Origin of the sequence: Acetobacter lovaniensis (assembly GCF_014207635.1) — a bacterium.
Taxonomy (GTDB): Bacteria; Pseudomonadota; Alphaproteobacteria; order Acetobacterales; family Acetobacteraceae; genus Acetobacter; species Acetobacter lovaniensis.
Genome location: NZ_JACHIE010000020.1, coordinates 29,586 through 46,161 on the forward strand (window position 1 = coordinate 29,586; position 16,576 = coordinate 46,161).

General features: G+C 56.5%; 11 protein-coding genes. 7 read left to right on the plus strand and 4 right to left on the minus strand.

The window, feature by feature from the left end:
- The first annotated feature begins 185 nt into the window (after window positions 1-185).
- Window positions 186-1,132 (plus strand): IS630 family transposase gene (locus HNR55_RS14925; RefSeq protein WP_231866541.1). Its coding sequence is split into 2 segments (ribosomal slippage): window positions 186-525 and window positions 525-1,132, totalling 948 coding nucleotides; the frame shifts between segments, so codons are not numbered across the junction.
- A 493-nt stretch (window positions 1,133-1,625) separates the two neighbouring features.
- On the opposite strand, the gene HNR55_RS14930 is transcribed toward HNR55_RS14925, so the two are convergent.
- Both HNR55_RS14930 and HNR55_RS14935 read right to left on the minus strand, forming a co-directional pair.
- Window positions 1,626-2,600 (minus strand): phosphoadenosine phosphosulfate reductase domain-containing protein, encoded by a 975-nt coding sequence (locus HNR55_RS14930; protein ID WP_242005633.1) that lies wholly within the window; start codon window positions 2,598-2,600, stop codon window positions 1,626-1,628.
- An 83-nt stretch (window positions 2,601-2,683) separates the two neighbouring features.
- Complete coding sequence (locus HNR55_RS14935; protein WP_166116697.1) at window positions 2,684-7,813, minus strand: DEAD/DEAH box helicase family protein; 5,130 nt, start codon at window positions 7,811-7,813, stop codon at window positions 2,684-2,686.
- Here HNR55_RS14935 and HNR55_RS14940 point away from each other — a divergent pair.
- The 3 genes from HNR55_RS14940 (at window position 7,812) to HNR55_RS14950 (ending at window position 9,548) form a co-directional block, all read left to right on the plus strand.
- Window positions 7,812-8,105, plus strand: a complete 294-nt coding sequence (locus HNR55_RS14940) for a hypothetical protein (protein WP_166116699.1) — start codon at window positions 7,812-7,814, stop codon at window positions 8,103-8,105. The genes HNR55_RS14935 and HNR55_RS14940 overlap by 2 nt on opposite strands.
- A 95-nt stretch (window positions 8,106-8,200) precedes the next feature.
- Window positions 8,201-8,848: a ParA family protein gene (locus HNR55_RS14945; protein WP_025827921.1), complete on the plus strand. Its 648-nt coding sequence runs from the start codon at window positions 8,201-8,203 to the stop codon at window positions 8,846-8,848.
- Window positions 8,841-9,548 (plus strand): hypothetical protein, encoded by a 708-nt coding sequence (locus HNR55_RS14950; protein WP_166116701.1) that lies wholly within the window; start codon window positions 8,841-8,843, stop codon window positions 9,546-9,548. Before HNR55_RS14945 ends, HNR55_RS14950 begins: the two co-directional genes overlap by 8 nt.
- 47 nt (window positions 9,549-9,595) lie before the next feature.
- Here the strand turns inward: HNR55_RS14950 and HNR55_RS14955 are convergent, their stop codons facing one another.
- Window positions 9,596-10,519, minus strand: coding sequence for a replication protein RepA (locus HNR55_RS14955; RefSeq protein WP_025827923.1), 924 nt, complete (start codon window positions 10,517-10,519; stop codon window positions 9,596-9,598).
- Between the two features lie 464 nt (window positions 10,520-10,983).
- A complete protein-coding gene (locus HNR55_RS14960; RefSeq protein ID WP_166116704.1) occupies window positions 10,984-12,417 on the minus strand; it encodes a tyrosine-type recombinase/integrase in 1,434 nt (477 codons plus the stop codon).
- A gap of 192 nt (window positions 12,418-12,609) precedes the next feature.
- On the opposite strand from HNR55_RS14960, the gene HNR55_RS14965 reads away from it, so the two are divergent.
- From HNR55_RS14965 to ahpF, 3 genes are all read left to right on the plus strand, one after another.
- Window positions 12,610-13,760 (plus strand): IS3 family transposase gene (locus HNR55_RS14965; protein WP_166116706.1). Its coding sequence is split into 2 segments (ribosomal slippage): window positions 12,610-12,868 and window positions 12,868-13,760, totalling 1,152 coding nucleotides; the frame shifts between segments, so codons are not numbered across the junction.
- A 202-nt stretch (window positions 13,761-13,962) separates the two neighbouring features.
- Window positions 13,963-14,526: an alkyl hydroperoxide reductase subunit C gene (ahpC, locus tag HNR55_RS14970; protein WP_011252874.1), complete on the plus strand. Its 564-nt coding sequence runs from the start codon at window positions 13,963-13,965 to the stop codon at window positions 14,524-14,526.
- Window positions 14,527-14,655: 129 nt separating this feature from the next.
- Window positions 14,656-16,227, plus strand: a complete 1,572-nt coding sequence (ahpF, locus tag HNR55_RS14975; protein ID WP_166116708.1) for an alkyl hydroperoxide reductase subunit F — start codon at window positions 14,656-14,658, stop codon at window positions 16,225-16,227.
- Window positions 16,228-16,576 lie beyond the last annotated feature (349 nt).

Below are 16,576 nucleotides of genomic sequence, written 5' to 3' on the forward strand. Positions count from 1 at the left end.
AGTCTCTCGCAGACCGAAACATCACCGCCTGTATTCCACCAAAGAAGAACAGGAAGTCAAAGCCACCTGGAGGGATCGAAGAACCCTTGATTGAGGTGCCTAGAGCACGTCCACTGAACGATGAATTGTGTGGGGTGACATGGGGCATAGATTGTGATTCACCGTTTCCATTGATGGAGATGGTGATGGCACGAGCATTGAGTGACGATCTTCGGGTGCGCGTTCTGGAAGCCGGAGCAGCTGGCGGGTCAGCCCGTTCAGTGGCGAAGCGGTTCGGGATCGGGATTTCGACGGCGATCCGGTGGCTCCGGCGTGAGCGTGAAAGCGGAGAACGGGCGGCGCGGCGTCCGGGTAAGCCACGCGGCTCAAAGCTGGACGGACATGAAGCCTTTATCGTCGGCATGATCGAAGCGCAGAAAGATATCACGCTCAACGAGATGGTAGCGCGCCTGAAGGATGAGCAATCCGTCGGGATCGGCCGCAGCATGCTCAGTCGATGGCTGCGTCAGCATAGGTGGACATTTAAAAAAAGACCGCACATGCATTGGAGCAGGAGCGTGAAGATATCCTGAAACGTCGGCAGGACTGGTTCGACGGCCAAGCTGACCTCGATCCGCACCGTCTGGTCTTCATTGATGAAACCTGTCTCTCCACGAAGATGGCCCGTCTGCGTGGTCGTGCTTTACGCGGAGAACGCTGTCGGGCAGGCGTTCCTCATGGCCATTGGAAAACCACCACTTTCACCGCTGGCCTGCGCCTCACGGGCATGACCGCACCCTTCGTCCATGATGGCGCCATGAACAGCGAGATTTTTCAGGCCTATGTGGAGCATGTTCTCGTGCCGACGCTGAGCCCAGGCGATATCATCGTGCTGGACAATCTGCCCGCCCACAAGGTTCCTGGAGCGCGGAAGGCCATCGAACGAGTGGGGGCACAGATGATGTTCCTGCCTCCCTATAGTCCCGATTTCAACCCGATCGAAATGGCATTCGCCAAACTCAAAGCCCTTTTACGCGCCAGGGCAGCAAGAACCGTCACAACCTTGTGGGATGCCGCCGGATCAGTCCTGGATGCTTTCACTCCTGACGAATGCGCCAACTTCTTTACAGCCGCTGGATATGAGCCGGAATAAAGTGGACGTGCTCTAGATTCAGTGTCACTTTCATCTGAAACGGATGCACGCTCTATAGAAGAAAGTGGAATTTTCCATGTTTGCCAACGAAAAAGATATGAATGTTTATCAATCCAATTTTCAGACATTCCAGATTTCAAGGAATTATTAAGAATTTGCCTATCCTTTCCGCGTTCCGAAAATAGAGGCATAGCAATACAATAATTATTCACTCTATCAACATCAATCACAAGGAAGTAGTGAGCATCTGAGACTTCGTGACCAGTCTTTGTAGTGGCTTCACAACCTCCAATATTCTTAAGGATTGTTGGATCCAAGTGAATAACAATTCCTTTTATAACTTCATCATCGCGAACAGCGGTCATTATTATATTCCTATTAAAAAATTACTCTATCTTTATAGACTGATCATATTACATCAGGAAGCGTTTTTTGAAACATAAACTCCATTTCGTTTAGCTAGCGGACCTTCCGCTCCCCCCCCCATAGCAGCCTACCCCGGCCCCGCAGTTTCCCCAAACGCTCCGGCGGGCATCCTCCATCGTGAGGTCACAACCGGCCCGTGCCACTGATGGTCCAGTGCGCGGGCCACCAGATCCGGCCGGGCCAGTGTCGCTGTATAGACTGTTCCCCTGTCGGCATACTGGTTCAGGTCGCATTCACGTTTCATGGTACAGCCAAACTGCCGCTCCAGCGAAGCCAGTGCGGCGAAACGCTCCGGCATGATGTGGCGCAGGGTTGCTGCCTGATCCACACTCATGAACACGCATAACGCGCAGGAAAGCCGCCCGAAGCCGAGCTGGTAAGGGAGTGCCGGAATAACACCATATCTTTGCAGGATGGCCCAGATTTCTGCTTCGCTCCATGCATGTACCGGCCTGTAATGATCAACATGCCGACACCTGCGCCGACTGTCGCGCGTGTCCGTGCGATGCGGGCCAAACACCGCGTAACGGGCACGGTTCGGGCTTTCCTCGGCCCGCTCCCCGGTCACAAACAGCGTGCGGCTTCCCAGAAAGCGGTCCTGCCCCCTCAAGGCCATGTCGGCCACATCGATCTTGGCGGTCGCACTGCAATAGCGTGTGCTGAGGCTGGCACTCACCTGCGGAAAGCGCAGGCGGGTACCGACTGGGCCTGCACCGCCACGGCGCACCAGCCCTGTGGGGGTCTCACACAGCACGGCGGCGGTGGGCACACCATCGCGCAGGATCTCGCCCTTCAGCCCCCCCTCACGCCAGGACAGATAACAGGGTATCTCGAAATGGTTGGCCACGGCGTGGACATAGGGTGTGGTCGAAGGCCAGTCCATGAAGGAAGGCCCCTGCCCGTCTACGTCATGGTGCCACAACTCCATGCGTTCCACCGACGCACCGCACTCCAGAAGATGCAGCAAAGCGGCAAGACTATCCTTGCCACCGCTACAGGCGATGATAATCCGGTCATAGCTGGTGAGATCGATCCGCTCCATTCTCTGGCTCCTCTGTGGGCGTGTCATCCATAGCTGTTCCCAGTCTGCCGCCCGGCGTTGTGACGCCGGACGGCCCATGTGGGTCAGGCCGCTTCCTTCAGAGCGTTGGAAGCCTCGTCTTCCCCTGCTGAGGGCGGAATATCATCGTTGGCCGGAGCCTCCTCCTCCCCTTCCCTGCTGGTGGCGGCAAGATCGGCTTCCAGCTCGGCCAGCGCGTTGCGTTTCTCATCGAGGAGCGCCTGATCACGGAACGGCACACCCAGTCGGGCCTGATAGGCGGGCAGCCGTCGTGCGGCTTCATCACGGGTTTTCTGGGCATCAGCCAGTTCCCCATCAAGACGCAGCACGAGGTTTTCGATGCGCGCGACCAGTCCCAGAGGTTTCGTGTCCTGATCCACGGTAATGTCCACCGTTCCATGCGCGAACGCCACGGACAGCCCCGCGTCGGTCACCACCTTGTCCTCAGTGAAACGCTGACGGTTGACCGCATCCAACGTCACGACAAACCCGCCGATACGGCCCAGCGTCCACCGACCTTCCTGCGCGTTCCTGACCGCCAGACGGAGCTGGGCCAGCAGGAACGCCCCCGCCTTCTCACGCTCGGTGATCACACCGCGTTCAGTCTCAAAACTGAAGGCCTCACCACGCGTGGCGACACGGGCCGCCAGATCAGCCTCGATCAGCGGGATCCGTGCCTGCGCCCATGCGATCTCGCGCTCGGCCTGCTGGACAGCACGGCGCACGGCGAACTGGTCATCGTAATGGGCCGCATAGAGGCGTTCGAGCCGTGCGAGCTCCGCCTCCAGACCGGCTTTCTGCATGAGCCGCATATCGCCAGAGGCCAGCGCCTTGGCCATGGCGAACTGGTTGCCATCGCTATCCAGATCTTCCACACGCCGGATGGACCGATCACCAGACATGGCCATGGCGATGAAGCGCAGCTTGCGTTCAAGCAGCTGCCAGTTGGTAGCATCCACAGACCCTTCCTGCGCATAGGCGTAAATCCGTATTTCGGGGTGCTGGTTGCCCTGTCGCTCGATGCGCCCTTCACGCTGGATGATGTCGGAGACCAGCCACGGCACATCCAGATGGTGCAGGGCCAGAAGCCGCTGCTGGGCATTGACCCCCGTGCCCATGGTCTGGGTGCTGCCAATCAGGATACGCTTGCGTCCGGCGTTGAGGTCGCCGAACAGACGCTGCTTGGCTTCGGCCTTCTTGTAGTCCTGCATGAAGGCGATCTGCTCGCGCGGCACCCCCATGCGCACCAGCTCGTCACGGATCCACAGATAGGCGGAGAAGCCCCGCTTACCTTGCGCCCCCACGGTGCCCAAATCCGAGAAAATCATCTGCACCGCACCGGGCTGGACGTAGGGTTGGCCAGTCTCGGGATTGGTGTACCGGTTCTGGGCACTCTCTTGCCAGATGGAGAAGACGTTGCGGATCATCAGATCGAGCTTGCTGTCCTCCCCCTCCCCTGCCCGGCCCCAGCCGACAAAGCGCAGATCAAGAGCCGCATGACGGGCATCCCCCATGACGGAGAGCAGGATGTCATCCCCTTTCTGGGGTTTGCCCTTGCGACGTTCGATCGCGGTGATCCGCTCGGCCAGCGTCTTCTGATAGGCACGGAAGCGGGCATGAACTGGTGCCACCACAATCTGGCGGTGCCCACCGCGCACGGCTGGCAAATTGACATAGCGGCGCAGATCGTCCTGCTGGACCACATCGGCGAAGTCACGATAGAGCGCCATGAGGTCGGCGACATTGACGAACTCGGTAAAGCGCGTGACGGGCTTGTAGAGGCCACTGGGTTGCAATTCGAGTTCGGTCCGGGTCTCTCCGAAATTGGCGGCCCATGCGTCAAACTCATGCAGCCCACGACTACGCAGGGCATCAAGAGCCATGTAGTGCTGGACCGAATACAGCTCGCCCAGTGTGTTGGTAATCGGGCTGCCTGACGCCAGCACCAGCGCGCGACCAGGATTGATCTGCTCCAGATACCGGGCCTTGACGAACAGATCCCACGCGCGTTGCGAGCCTTCTGGGGCCACCCCCTTGAGATCGCCCTGATTGGTGGCAAAGCTCAGTTTGCGGAACTGCTGGGCCTCGTCCACGAGGATCTGATCAATCCCCAGTTCCCCCAGATGCAGCATGTCATCCTTGTGGGTCGCCAGCCCTTCGAGCTTCGCCTCCATGGTTTCCTTCATGTGCTCGATGCGCTTGCGCGACAGCCGGTCGTCTTTATTCATTTCGCAGAGCAGCGTGTCATAGGCCTCGATCTGCTCGTCGATCATGCCGCGCTCAAAGGCGGCCTCTACGGCAATGAATTTGAAGGCGTCATGGGTGATGATGATCGCATCCCAGTTGCCCGTGGCTGCGCGGGCCAGAAACCGCTGGCGTTTGGCCTTCGCGAAATTCGTCTCGTCCGCGACAAGAATTTTGGCTGTCGGGTAGAGCATCAGAAATTCACGGGCCATCTGGGCCAGACAATGCCCAGGCACGACGATCATCGCCTTGCTGATCAGCCCCAGCCGCTTCTGCTCCATGACGGCGGCGCACATGGAGAAGGTTTTGCCCGACCCCACGGCATGGGCGATGTAGGTGCTGCCCGCGGCAATGATCCGCCAGATCACCCGCTTCTGGTGTTCGCGCAGGGTGATGACCGTGCTTGCACCGGGCAGCCGGAGATGATCACCGTTGAATGTGCGCGGCACGAGATTGTTGTAGGTGTCGTTATACAGCCGCACCAGCCGGTCAGCCCGCTCGGCATCCTGCCAGACCCAGTTCTGGAACGCCTGTCGAATGGCTGCGAGCTTCTCCTTCGCCGCTTCGGTTTCCTGCGTGTTCAGCACCCGGCTGTCGTTGCCGTTTGAATCCCTGATCGTGTCCCAGATTTTTGGAGAGGCCTGTGTGAGCGCGTCCTCCAGCAACTCCCCGGCATGACGACGCTCGGTGCCCCAGACTGACGTCGCTTCGGCCCGCCCCAGAAAAGCACGTTTCTCGACGCTCCAGCAGGCCACCTCGGCGGTATGGTGGATGACAGCCTCAACCCCCAGCACCTCGCGGGTGAAGGCCATGATGTCGCTCACTGGCAGCCAGGGCGCACCCAGACGGGCCGTAATGTCGGATGGCCTCAGATCCTCGGGCTGGGCCCGTTCCAGCGCTGCCGCCGTGCGGGCCAAACGCGGGTCGCTCTGCGCTGCCTCACGGGCTGCCGCAAGTTTGGTGCGCACGGCCCCTGAGAGCAGTTCGTCCGTTGCCACCCACACATCGCGCCCCGGGCACGAAGCCTCGGGATCGAGATAGACGGCCTCGCCCAGTTCGTTCAGGGCTGCCTCTACGGTGCACCCCGTCAGCTCGGCGATCAGGGGCAGATCCACACGGCCCACGTCATGCAGGCAGACCGCCAGCGCGTCATGAGCGGAGTGGATTTCGGGCTCGACCGGTGCATGGATGACGCGCTCGGTAAACAGCGGCCCCGGCCGGGCGGTCTGGGTTGCCTCGTCATACTCTTCAATGGAAGAGACCAGCCAGACATCGGGATCATCAGAGAACGGCTGGAGGTTGGGCCTGCGGCGGCTTTCGGTTTCCTCACCGGTGGTGGCGTTAACCCGGACCGTGGTGTTGGTGAGATTGATCGGCCCGAACTGGCGGGTAAAACTCAGCCACGCCTGTCGCAGCCGATGCTGGTGCCGCCCAAAGGACTGATTGTCCATCTGGGCGCGCAGCACAGCCTTTGCCGCATCCCGCACGGGGATCATGGCTTCAATGATGCGCGCGTGCTTCTGGAACAGACCTTCTTTCTGGTTACCCTTGCGGATGGGCACTTCCTGGCCTGCGCCACCAATGATCTGATGCAGGATGCGGTTGTGCAGATAGTAGCTGCCTTCCTTCAGGTCAGCGCCTGATGCCGCGGTGCCCACGCGCAGGCCATCCAGTTCTGGACGCGTAATGCGCTGCTCAACAGGTGGAAGAAACCAGCTCTCGGGGGGAATGCGGGCCAAAGCTTCCGGTAAAGTAGTTTCAAGGTCCACGCCCGATACCGGCAGGCAGCAGTAATCCAGTCCGAACTGGCTGCTGGCCCAGCCATGCCGCCCCAGAACCTGAGCGGGGTTGTCGAGGAAATAGCGGTTGATGCTCAGCGGACCACGACCTTCATCGCTGTCTGGCACGGTCCCGGTTTCCAGCCAGCCCTGATCACCGGGTAGATCGCCGATCATGCGCTTGCGGAACACCAGCAGATCAAGCACGACTTCGGTACCGGCATCCGCACTCATTGCCCCTGCGGGCAGACGCACGGCCCCCAGCAGGTCAGCGTCTTCGGCGATATGCTGACGGGCCTTCTGGTCAGTCTTGTCCAGCGTATGGCGGGACGTGACAAATGCAGCGAAGCCGCCTGGGCGCAGGGCAGCGATTGAACGGGCGATAAACCAGTCGTGGAGACTGAACCCCCGCAGCTCACGGTGATCCACTGCATTGACCTGGCGGTTGGAGAAGGGGGGATTGCCGATCGCCAGATCATAGGTGGTCGCCAGAACGGCCTTTGTGAAGTCTTCGTGCCTGATCCACTGCTTGGGAAAGAGCTTGCGGGCAATCCGTGCGGCAATGCTGTCCATCTCAATGCCCGTGAAGGCGATCTGACCTTCGAGACGCTCGGGCCTGAGGGCAATGAACTGGCCAACACCACAGCCGGGTTCCAGGACTGACCCACCCTGAAAGCCACGCTTCATGAGCATGTCCCAGATGGCGGTGACGATATATTCCGGCGTGTAATGGGCATACTGGGTGGAGCGGGCGAGGGCGGCATGATCCGTCTCGCTGCAGGCAGCCTCCAGAGCCTTGCCGAGACTTTCCCATCCTGCGCGGTAAGGTTCTCCCGCACGGGGGAAAAGGGCGTTGGCCAGTTCACCCGCCCCAAAGCCAATGAAACGGCTCAGCACAGCCTGCTCGTCGGGGGTTGCATTACGGTCTTCGGTTTCAAGCGTGTCCAGCAGCTTGATTGCCGCAATATTGTCCCGCGCACGGTCTTTCCAGCTGGTGGCAAGGCCACGGGTGCCCATCAGGCGGAAATCAGTCTGGGGGATGACCAGTGGGGTTTCTGCGACGGGGGAGGGGAGGGGGCTGTCTTCGCCTTCAAGCTCACCCCAGAACATGTCTGCGGCACCGCTGAGGGAGGAGGAAGAGAACAGGCTGAGCTGGTCATCGAACAGGGACATGGAAGGCTCCGGACAAACGCCGAACGCCGCCTGCGTCTGGGACGAGGCGGCGTTCGGGGAGGATGGACAACAGCAGGGAAGGGGACTGATCGCTGTGTTGCGTCAGATTTTCTTCTGCATGCTGTCTCCGGAACCGGGCCTGGGTGGCGCGGGCAAAGGCGGCGCCTGCGCCGGGATCGGGCTGGCGTCAGACAGACCGACCCACCCTTTGCGCGGGACGATCAGGGCTGGTCGGAGTTTTGTTTTTATTTTACGCGTAGCTGAGCATTTTCTGGAAATTAGACATGTCTAATAAAAATTAACAGGTTGATCGGGCAGTCTGGAGGATGTAATCATTGCGCGGTAAACGTAATTAGACATGTCTAATTTATATAAGGCGGTAGCTACATGACAAAAATCGTTTTAGTGTCGTCGCCCAAAGGTGGAAGTGGGAAGTCAGTGGTCACGAGGCACCTTCTTGTCGCAGCGGCACAAGAAGGCCAGAAGGTCATTGGAATAGACTTTGATCGTCAGGGTACCATCGACAAGTGGGGAAAGCGACGGCAGGCGCTCCGGTCTAAAATGCCTGAGTTTATCGACGTTCCGATTGTTGGCGCGCAACTTCAGGATTGGCGAGGCGGTCTCAGTCAAGCAAAAGGTTATGACTTAGCCGTTATTGATACGCCTCCCAGTGTTGAAGATCACATGTCAGCAATCACTGGCTTGGCGCAAGCTGCTGACATCGTAGTTGTTCCTTGTGCCTGCACTCAGGACGATGTCGATAGCATCGCCCCTTGGATCGATGTTTTAAACCAGGTTACCAACAATACCGTTGTCGTGTTGAATAGAGCTAATCGCCGCACCAATTCATTTGCTAGAGTTCGCGGGCGGCTCATCAAAGTGGCCGATGTTATTCCAGTAGAGCTTCCTCAATTAGAGGATGTGCATGTGCCCAGTGGTAAAGGACTAACCCTTCTCGATTTCACAAAAAGTCGAGGTCAGGAGCCATTTGAAGAACTTTGGGCATTCATAAACAGGAAAATCACCAATGTCTAAAACACACCGGGTATCACGCACCTCAATCATGTCCGTAATGGAAGAAGATGATAGCCTGAGTGTTAGTGATAACCGTGCCGAAATGTTAATAGAACGAGTTGTCATTGATGATAACGTCATGACGACAATAGAAGACGTGTTTGCAGGTACTTCTGTAATTTCCGATACTGAAAAAGTCTCACGTATTTTGGCAGTTCGTGCCGAGGTCAATCAGAACTGGAGTCAAGCCCGTGATTCATTCCTCGCCATTGGGCGGGCTCTTCTGGATTTGGAAAATGTCCTGTCAAAAGCAGAATATATTAAATTAAGACAGGGTTCTGATCGTCTGTTCCCCTTTTCTGACGCCACGGCAACTCAATTAAGGCGGATCGCGAAAGCCGTTTCGGATGGGGTAATCCCTTTGGATGCATGTCCTGGGAGTTACGGAACCGCGTATCAAATTACTCTATTGAATGAACATCAACTGCGGGTAGCTAAAGAGCGTGGCCTAATTCGTCCAGATGTAACGCGTCGGGAGATTGCCAGCCTTCGTAAAGAGACGGTTATTAAACCGGAAATCTCCGGTCGAGTGGACGTCAATGTATTGAAGGAGGAGTATAGAAAACTTCTACGGTATCGAGAAAAGCTGGAATCTGAAATGACTGTCGTTGATTCCAAAATACAGGATATTAGGGGACTCTTGGGGGATTTAGTAGAGTAACTGGTTGACAACAAAGATACCCCGCTAGAGTTCGCGCCATGGGGACTCTAGCGGGGTATCCCGTGAATCTTAGGGGCAATGGGCGCCCTAGACGGATGTAAGATAACACCAGTTTTTGTAACTTCAGTTTTAGCCGCAGGATATACAGCTAGCGCTATTTTCAAGTTGTCTATGAACTTCGGTCTGAAATGGTCTAACCGCACGACACCTGCACCAAACTGGGCTTTCAAAGCAGACCATGTGATTGCTGTTGGTCCTTTCAATGCGTGAAGCCGATAAGCAAGCCAACAATAGATGTCGAGCGCTTGGCTATGTCCGTTTAATGCGCGGATTGCAGCTTCTTCGATCGGAATCGGATGTTTTTGCAGTTGATCGTAAAATAGTTCGGAAAGCTTAGCTCGCTCTAGGAACTGTTGTTTGCCGTTATCTTTATGATCATCCGTAAATATGGCGGCATCCACAATATTTTGATTTATCAACCCGCTAGAGTTCCCGGATTGGAAATGAAACGAGATTCGGCATCTGAAAATGCGCTCAGCTTGCTCTTTAACGTCTTTAATAGATTTTCCACCTTGCGGAATGCCCATTCTCTTGAGCCAATCTCTCAGAGATTTTCCTAGTTCAATTTCTCTATTCTGGGTTTTTATGGCTTCTGTTTGTAGGTAAAGCATGATTAATCGTGCTTTACTTCCGTAGGGTACTCCTACAGATACTGGATTTGCACCACGCACTGCCCGACGACCGGGTTCAACAATCATCACTGCTCTGTCTGTCTCAATTTGCCAGACAAGATCGTCAGCTAAGCGTTTATGTGGCAATCCTACATGAGCGAACCCACTATATAGAAAGCCGATGCCTGTATCTTCATAAGCCATATAGTCAGCGGCAATTTCTATGATCTTTCGATCTTCGTCAAAGGACAGAGCCCCTTGTTTACCGTGTTCTTCTATGAGCTTGTGAATGGTTCCCACTAGAGAACTCCTTTGAGCAGGATTGGTGAACACTAGCAGTAATTTTGCGCTTGAGAAGTGGGAACTTTAGCGGGAAGGCACCGTACGAGGCGCGCTAATATTTGAAGTATTATTTAAAATATTAGTTTGTCACGCCAGAGTCCTCGGGGTAACTCCAAAAAATCAGGAATATCCAGCATTTTTATCCGCTAGAGTTCCCAGACAATCCCGCTACAGTTCCCATTTTGCCCCGCTAAAGTTCCCGGGGTTCCGCCAGAGTCCTCGGGATAATCTAAATATTTTTCCCTCTAAAGTTCCCACCTTATTTTCAAAGTGGACGTCACCGATCCGAGTCTCTGTGACTGCTACTGTGTCTCAGCCGCTTTGTTGTTTAAAGCCATGAAATCTAAATAACTTTGTTCTGGGAACTCTGGCGGGGCGGTGGTCTCTACCGTGATGAATCATTAGACAGATTTATTTTTGAATTAACGGTTTAATGCATGTTCTTCAAAAGGATCACCTAGCTCCAGATAATCGCCCAGCGCTGCATACGTTGCGTGTCGTGCAAGACGCTTGAGTTTGACTGGGTGCGCTCCCGCATCCATCCCGGTTGTAAGCGCCCCCCGTTTCAGGCTGTGGCCCCCAAAAGTTTTTCCATCCAACCCGGCAGCACTGGCACGGCTCTGGATGATGCGGGCGATCGAGCGATCCGTCAGAGGCTGCTGTCCGATTTCACGACCGTCTCCGTGAGAGGCAGCTGTGCTTTCCTTGCGGACACGTCGGAAGACAGGGCCGGCCTGTATGCCAGATATAGCTAACCAGGCCCCGTATGCCTTGACTGGGCAATACTGATCATAGGTGTAGGGGAGGGCGATATCAACGCCTTTGCCTTGTCTGTCTCCCTTTGAATGGGGAAGGGTGACAAGCAGGCCTTTACTGACCAAGGTTACGTGGCGAACATCGATGCTGGCCAGTTCAGAACGCCTGAATGCACCGTAGAACCCCATGAGGAGCAAAGCCCGGTCCCGCATCCCGGATAACTTGCTCAAGTCTATCGCATTGATGATTGTTGCCAGAACGTCCTGCGTTGCGGCAGCTTTGCGGCGCGGTGTACAGCCTTCCTTCGCAGCGGTGCGCCTGATTCCGGTCATGGTCTCGCCAATAGCGGCGTCAGCGGTGGGTACGGCGCAACCCGCCAGACGGTGAAGATAGGTGATTGCAGCTCGTCGCAACTCCAATGTCGCGGGCGCAAGGCCCCGACCTCTTTCGTCTGCCAGAAATGCGGCAATGTCGGTCGAACGAGCAGGGAGGCAGGGAAGCGCATGACGATCAGCCCAGACACACCATGCCCGGACACCAGCACGATAGGCTTTGCGTGTGTTATCTGCCTTGGCCTGCAAAGCGTAGGCTGAGGCACTATCACGCGCGGTTTCAAGAGAGCCATCGCGTTGAGGAACGGCCCTTGCAAGAGAGGCGTCAAACCATCGGATAATGACGCCGGGCGTCTGGCCCGCAGGAGAGGGCAGGGGAGGAGACGCGTCAGACTGTGCGATAGTGTCCCTGTGTGCTTGCCTGTAGCGCGCTAGAAAATACGGAACTGAACTGAGATGCAGGACGAGAGTCAGTGAAGGGTCATCTGGAGTCACACCGATCCGCTCTGCGGCCAGTGCACGGGCACGGGAGACGAACGGCACATCATTAGCAATCAGTAGATTGTCAGTCTTATTCCCTGAAAGGGAGATACCAGACAAGCGCAGTTCCAATCCCGGGGAGAAACGGGCCGCAGCAAGAACTCCCGGCAGAGTGTCAGATGTTGAACCGGCCTCGGCTAGACGGTGTCGGGTGGTCCGGTCACACCGCTCGAACAGAGCCGCGAAAACCCGATCTTTTCGGCCGTGGACAACAACTTCAACCTGCATGAACGGTGCCTCGCGCTTGCTGTTATTCTGAGCGTCAAACTCTCAGTGTAGTCGTTTGCGGCGCTGAGTAGGACCCGTATTTTTTTCTCATAAAGATATTCTTGATGACCGACTTGGGGGGATGAAGTATGACGTGCCCCCCGGAAATGTAACCATTTAAAAGTAGAGTCCGATCGAGAAGGATACGGACGAATGAAACGCAGTCGTTTTACGGAAGAGCAGATCATAGGGATCCTGAAGGAACAGGAGGCTGGTCTGAAAGTCTCTGATCTTTGTCGCAAACACGGGATCGGTGACGCGACCTTCTACAAATGGAAGACCCGCTATGGAGGTCTTGAAGTTTCCGAGGCCAGGCGGCTGAAGGCGCTGGAAGATGAGAACAGCCGGCTGAAACGTCTTCTGGCGAATGCGATGCTGGATAATGCTGCGCTGAAGGAAATCGTTGGAAAAAAGTGGTGACGCCTGTCGCAAAGCGGCAGGCGGTCCGACACATTCAGGAGGCTCTGGACCTGAGTGAACGCCGTGCCTGTGCGCTTGTTGGTCTTGCGAGGCGTGTCGCGCGGTATGTTTCCACCAGGGCGGATGATGCTGCCCTACGCCAGCGCCTGCGGGATCTGGCAGGGCAGAGACGCCGTTTTGGCTATCGCCGTCTGGGCTATCTTCTGGCGCGGGAAGGGTTCAGACCCAATCACAAGAAGCTGTTCCGCCTCTATCAGGAAGAAGGTCTGAAAGTCCGCCATCGGGGTGGCCGCAAGAGGGCACTGGGAACGCGCGCTCCCATGACCATTCCACAGGAGCCGGGGCAACGCTGGAGCCTGGATTTTGTGTCTGACGCGCTGATTTGTGGTCGCCGGTTCCGCATTCTGGCTGTTATCGACGATTTCAGCCGCAGGAACCTGGCATTGGTTGCCGACACGTCCTTGTCAGGCGGACGTGTGGCGCGGGAATTGACGACCTTGGTGAAACGCTATGGCAAACCCCTCATGATTGTCAGCGACAACGGCACGGAATTCACATCCCATGCCATCCTGAAATGGGCGGATGAGATGAAGGTTGAATGGCACTATATCGCCCCAGGGAAACCGCAGCAGAACGGCTTTGTCGAAAGCTTCAATGGTCGGCTGAGGGATGAATGCCTCAACGAAACACTGTTTACGTCCCTGACGCAGGCCCGCCAGATTCTGGCTGACTGGCGGGAGGACTATAATACGGTGCGCCCACACTCCCAACTGGATGGCAGGACACCGGATCAGGTCGCCAGACAAGAGCCTCGGGGGCATGCCCCCGAGGCTCTTGTCATCCCATCAACCCCAAGACATAAAAACAGGGAACTCTCCTTTTGAATGGTAACAAAAAGGGGGGCACGTCAGGTTCTTCCTGTCAGGGAAAAGATCTGCGCAGTTTGATCGGGCGTTTTGATATCTTCATCTTGTCAGTTCGGTTTTGACGATCAGTCATATTGACAGGAACCGTTTCCTGTCTCTCTCTTTCTGTGGGACACAGAGTCCGCAACATAACACCAACCCAAGGTCAGGAGACAGTCTGATGGTACGCATCAACTCCCCGTTGAAGCCCTTCTCAACCGATGCTTTCCGCAACGGTGAGTTCCTCACGGTCACGGATTCCGACGTTCGCGGCAAGTGGTCCGTTTTCTTCTTCTATCCGGCCGACTTCACGTTCGTCTGCCCGACGGAACTTGAAGACCTCGCTGACAACCAGGCCGCTTTTGACAAGCTGGGCGTGGAAATCTATTCCGTCTCCACGGACAAGCATTTCACGCACAAGGCTTGGCACGACACGTCCCCGGCCATTGGCAAGATCAAGTACACGATGCTGGGTGACCCGACGGGCACGATCGCACGCAACTTTGATGTGCTGATCGAAGAAGCCGGTCTGGCCGATCGCGGTACCTTCTTGATCGATCCGGAAGGCAAGATCCAGTACATCGAAATCACCGCCGGTGGCGTTGGTCGTAGCGCTGCCGAGCTGCTCGACAAGATCCAGGCTGCACAGTATGTCGCCACGCATCCCGGTGAAGTCTGCCCGGCCAAGTGGAAGGAAGGTGGTGAAACACTGAAGCCGTCCCTCGACCTCGTCGGCAAGATCTGATCCGCTCCCGGGTCTGATGATGGTGGGGCTTTCGCGTTCCACCAGCCTCCGCCTCCTTAACTGGAGGCGGCTTAGCCGGACAGTCTTCCAGTTCAATAATTCCCAAGTCCAGAAATCCGGAGAAAAAAAATGCTTCAGGACGACCTGAAAACTCAGATGCGCACCTATATGGAGTACCTGCGTGATGCGGTCGTGCTTGAGGCGACCCTTGGCGCGGATGACCGTTCGGCAGAAGTGCGCGGTCTGTTGGAAGATATTACCAGCCTGTCGCCGAAGGTGACCTTTTCGGACAAGGGGCAGGGCTCCCGCACGCCGTCTTTCGTCATCCGCCGCCCCGGTACGGATATTCAGGTCTGCTTCGCGGGTCTGCCGATGGGGCACGAGTTTACGTCTCTGGTGCTGGCGCTGCTTCAGGTCAGCGGCCATCCGCCGAAGATCGAGGCGGATGTGGTTGCACAGATACGCGCGCTGGACGGGGAGTTTCATTTCGAGACGTATTTCTCCCAGTCCTGCCAGAACTGCCCGGACGTGGTGCAGGCGCTCAATGCCATGAGTGTGCTGAACCCGAAGATCCATCACACCGCCATTGATGGCGCGGATTTTCAGGATGAAGTGGAGCGCCTCGACATCCGCTCGGTCCCGCAGGTCTATCTGAATGGTGAGCCTTTCGCGTCGGGCCGGATGGATGTGGCGGATATTCTGGCCAAGCTGGATACGGCCTCGGTCGCGCGGTCGGCGGAAAAGCTGAACGATATGGCCCCATTTCACGTGCTGGTACTTGGTGCGGGGCCTGCGGGCAACGCGGCGGCGATCTATTCCGCCCGTAAGGGGCTACGGACGGGTCTTGTGGCGGAGCGGTTTGGTGGTCAGGTCATGGACACGGCCGGGATTGAGAACTTCATTTCCGTGCAGGAGACTGAAGGACCGAAGCTCTCGGCAGCGCTCGAAGCCCATGTGCGTCAGTATGACGTCCAGATTATTGCGTCCCAGCTTGCCGCCAAGCTGATCCCGGCTGAGGAAGTCGATGGTCTGCACCAGATTGTTCTGGAGAGCGGGGCCACGCTGCGTTCAAAGACGGTCATCATCGCGACGGGTGCGCGCTGGCGGCATCTGGGGGTGCCAGGTGAGGACGAGTATCGCACCAAGGGCGTGGCCTACTGCCCGCATTGCGATGGCCCGTTCTACAAGGGACGTCCGGTTGTCGTGGCCGGTGGCGGCAATAGCGGTGTGGAAGCAGCAATTGACCTTGCCGGCATCGTCTCGCATGTCACGTTGCTGCAGCGCGGTGCGCACCTGAAGGCCGACAAGGTGTTGCAGGACAAGCTGCTGAGCCTATCAAATGTCACGGTCCTGACCAACGCCCTGACCACGAAGATCGAAGGTGACGGCAAGGAAGTCACTGGTCTGACCTATAGCGATGGCGATGGCGGTCTGCATCAGATCAGGACGGACGGCGTGTTCATTCAGATCGGCCTACTGCCCAATTCGGAATGGCTGAAAGGCGCGCTGGAACTGAGCCCGTATGGCGAGGTCGTCATCAACGATCATTGTGCTACCTCCATCCCCGGCGTGTTCGCGGCGGGAGATGTGACGACTGTTCCTTACAAGCAGATCGTCATTGCTATGGGTGAGGGGGCGAAGGCGTCCCTGTCCGCATTCGATTACCTGATCCGTCTACCGGTGGCTGCAAAAGCCGGATAAAGAAAAGGAGATTGGGGATTTTCAGGATGGGATGTAGGTTTCGATCATCCATCTTTACCTGATTCCCCTTCTCATTTTCGCGGTGGCTGCAGCCGTATCCACAAAACCTAGGTCAATTCAATGCTTTCCATCAGATGTCGGTCAAAGGTCATCTGTAGAAGATAAAATCTGACCTTTCGCTATATAGGTAAAACTTGCCTTGATCGACGATTAGATAATTGTGACTCTCAAGGCACTGCCAGCAGTGTTCAAGATGGAGGGATCGAAGAACCGTTGATTGATGTGCTTGGCGGGTAATTTCTGGCTTTTGGCGATTTGATTGACGGTTTTTGCGATGGCATCCGGTCTG

What these genes read in the sequence shown, in the direction of transcription:
- HNR55_RS14930 (WP_242005633.1), bottom strand. Translation starts at nt 2,600, where the DNA reads ATGGAGCGGATCGATCTCACCAGCTATGACCGGATTATCATCGCCTGT.
- HNR55_RS14940 (WP_166116699.1), top strand. Translation starts at nt 7,812, where the DNA reads ATGGAAGGCTCCGGACAAACGCCGAACGCCGCCTGCGTCTGGGACGAG.
- HNR55_RS14935 (WP_166116697.1), bottom strand. Translation starts at nt 7,813, where the DNA reads ATGTCCCTGTTCGATGACCAGCTCAGCCTGTTCTCTTCCTCCTCCCTC.
- HNR55_RS14945 (WP_025827921.1), top strand. Translation starts at nt 8,201, where the DNA reads ATGACAAAAATCGTTTTAGTGTCGTCGCCCAAAGGTGGAAGTGGGAAG.
- HNR55_RS14950 (WP_166116701.1), top strand. Translation starts at nt 8,841, where the DNA reads ATGTCTAAAACACACCGGGTATCACGCACCTCAATCATGTCCGTAATG.
- HNR55_RS14960 (WP_166116704.1), bottom strand. Translation starts at nt 12,417, where the DNA reads ATGCAGGTTGAAGTTGTTGTCCACGGCCGAAAAGATCGGGTTTTCGCG.
- ahpC (WP_011252874.1), top strand. Translation starts at nt 13,963, where the DNA reads ATGGTACGCATCAACTCCCCGTTGAAGCCCTTCTCAACCGATGCTTTC.
- ahpF (WP_166116708.1), top strand. Translation starts at nt 14,656, where the DNA reads ATGCTTCAGGACGACCTGAAAACTCAGATGCGCACCTATATGGAGTAC.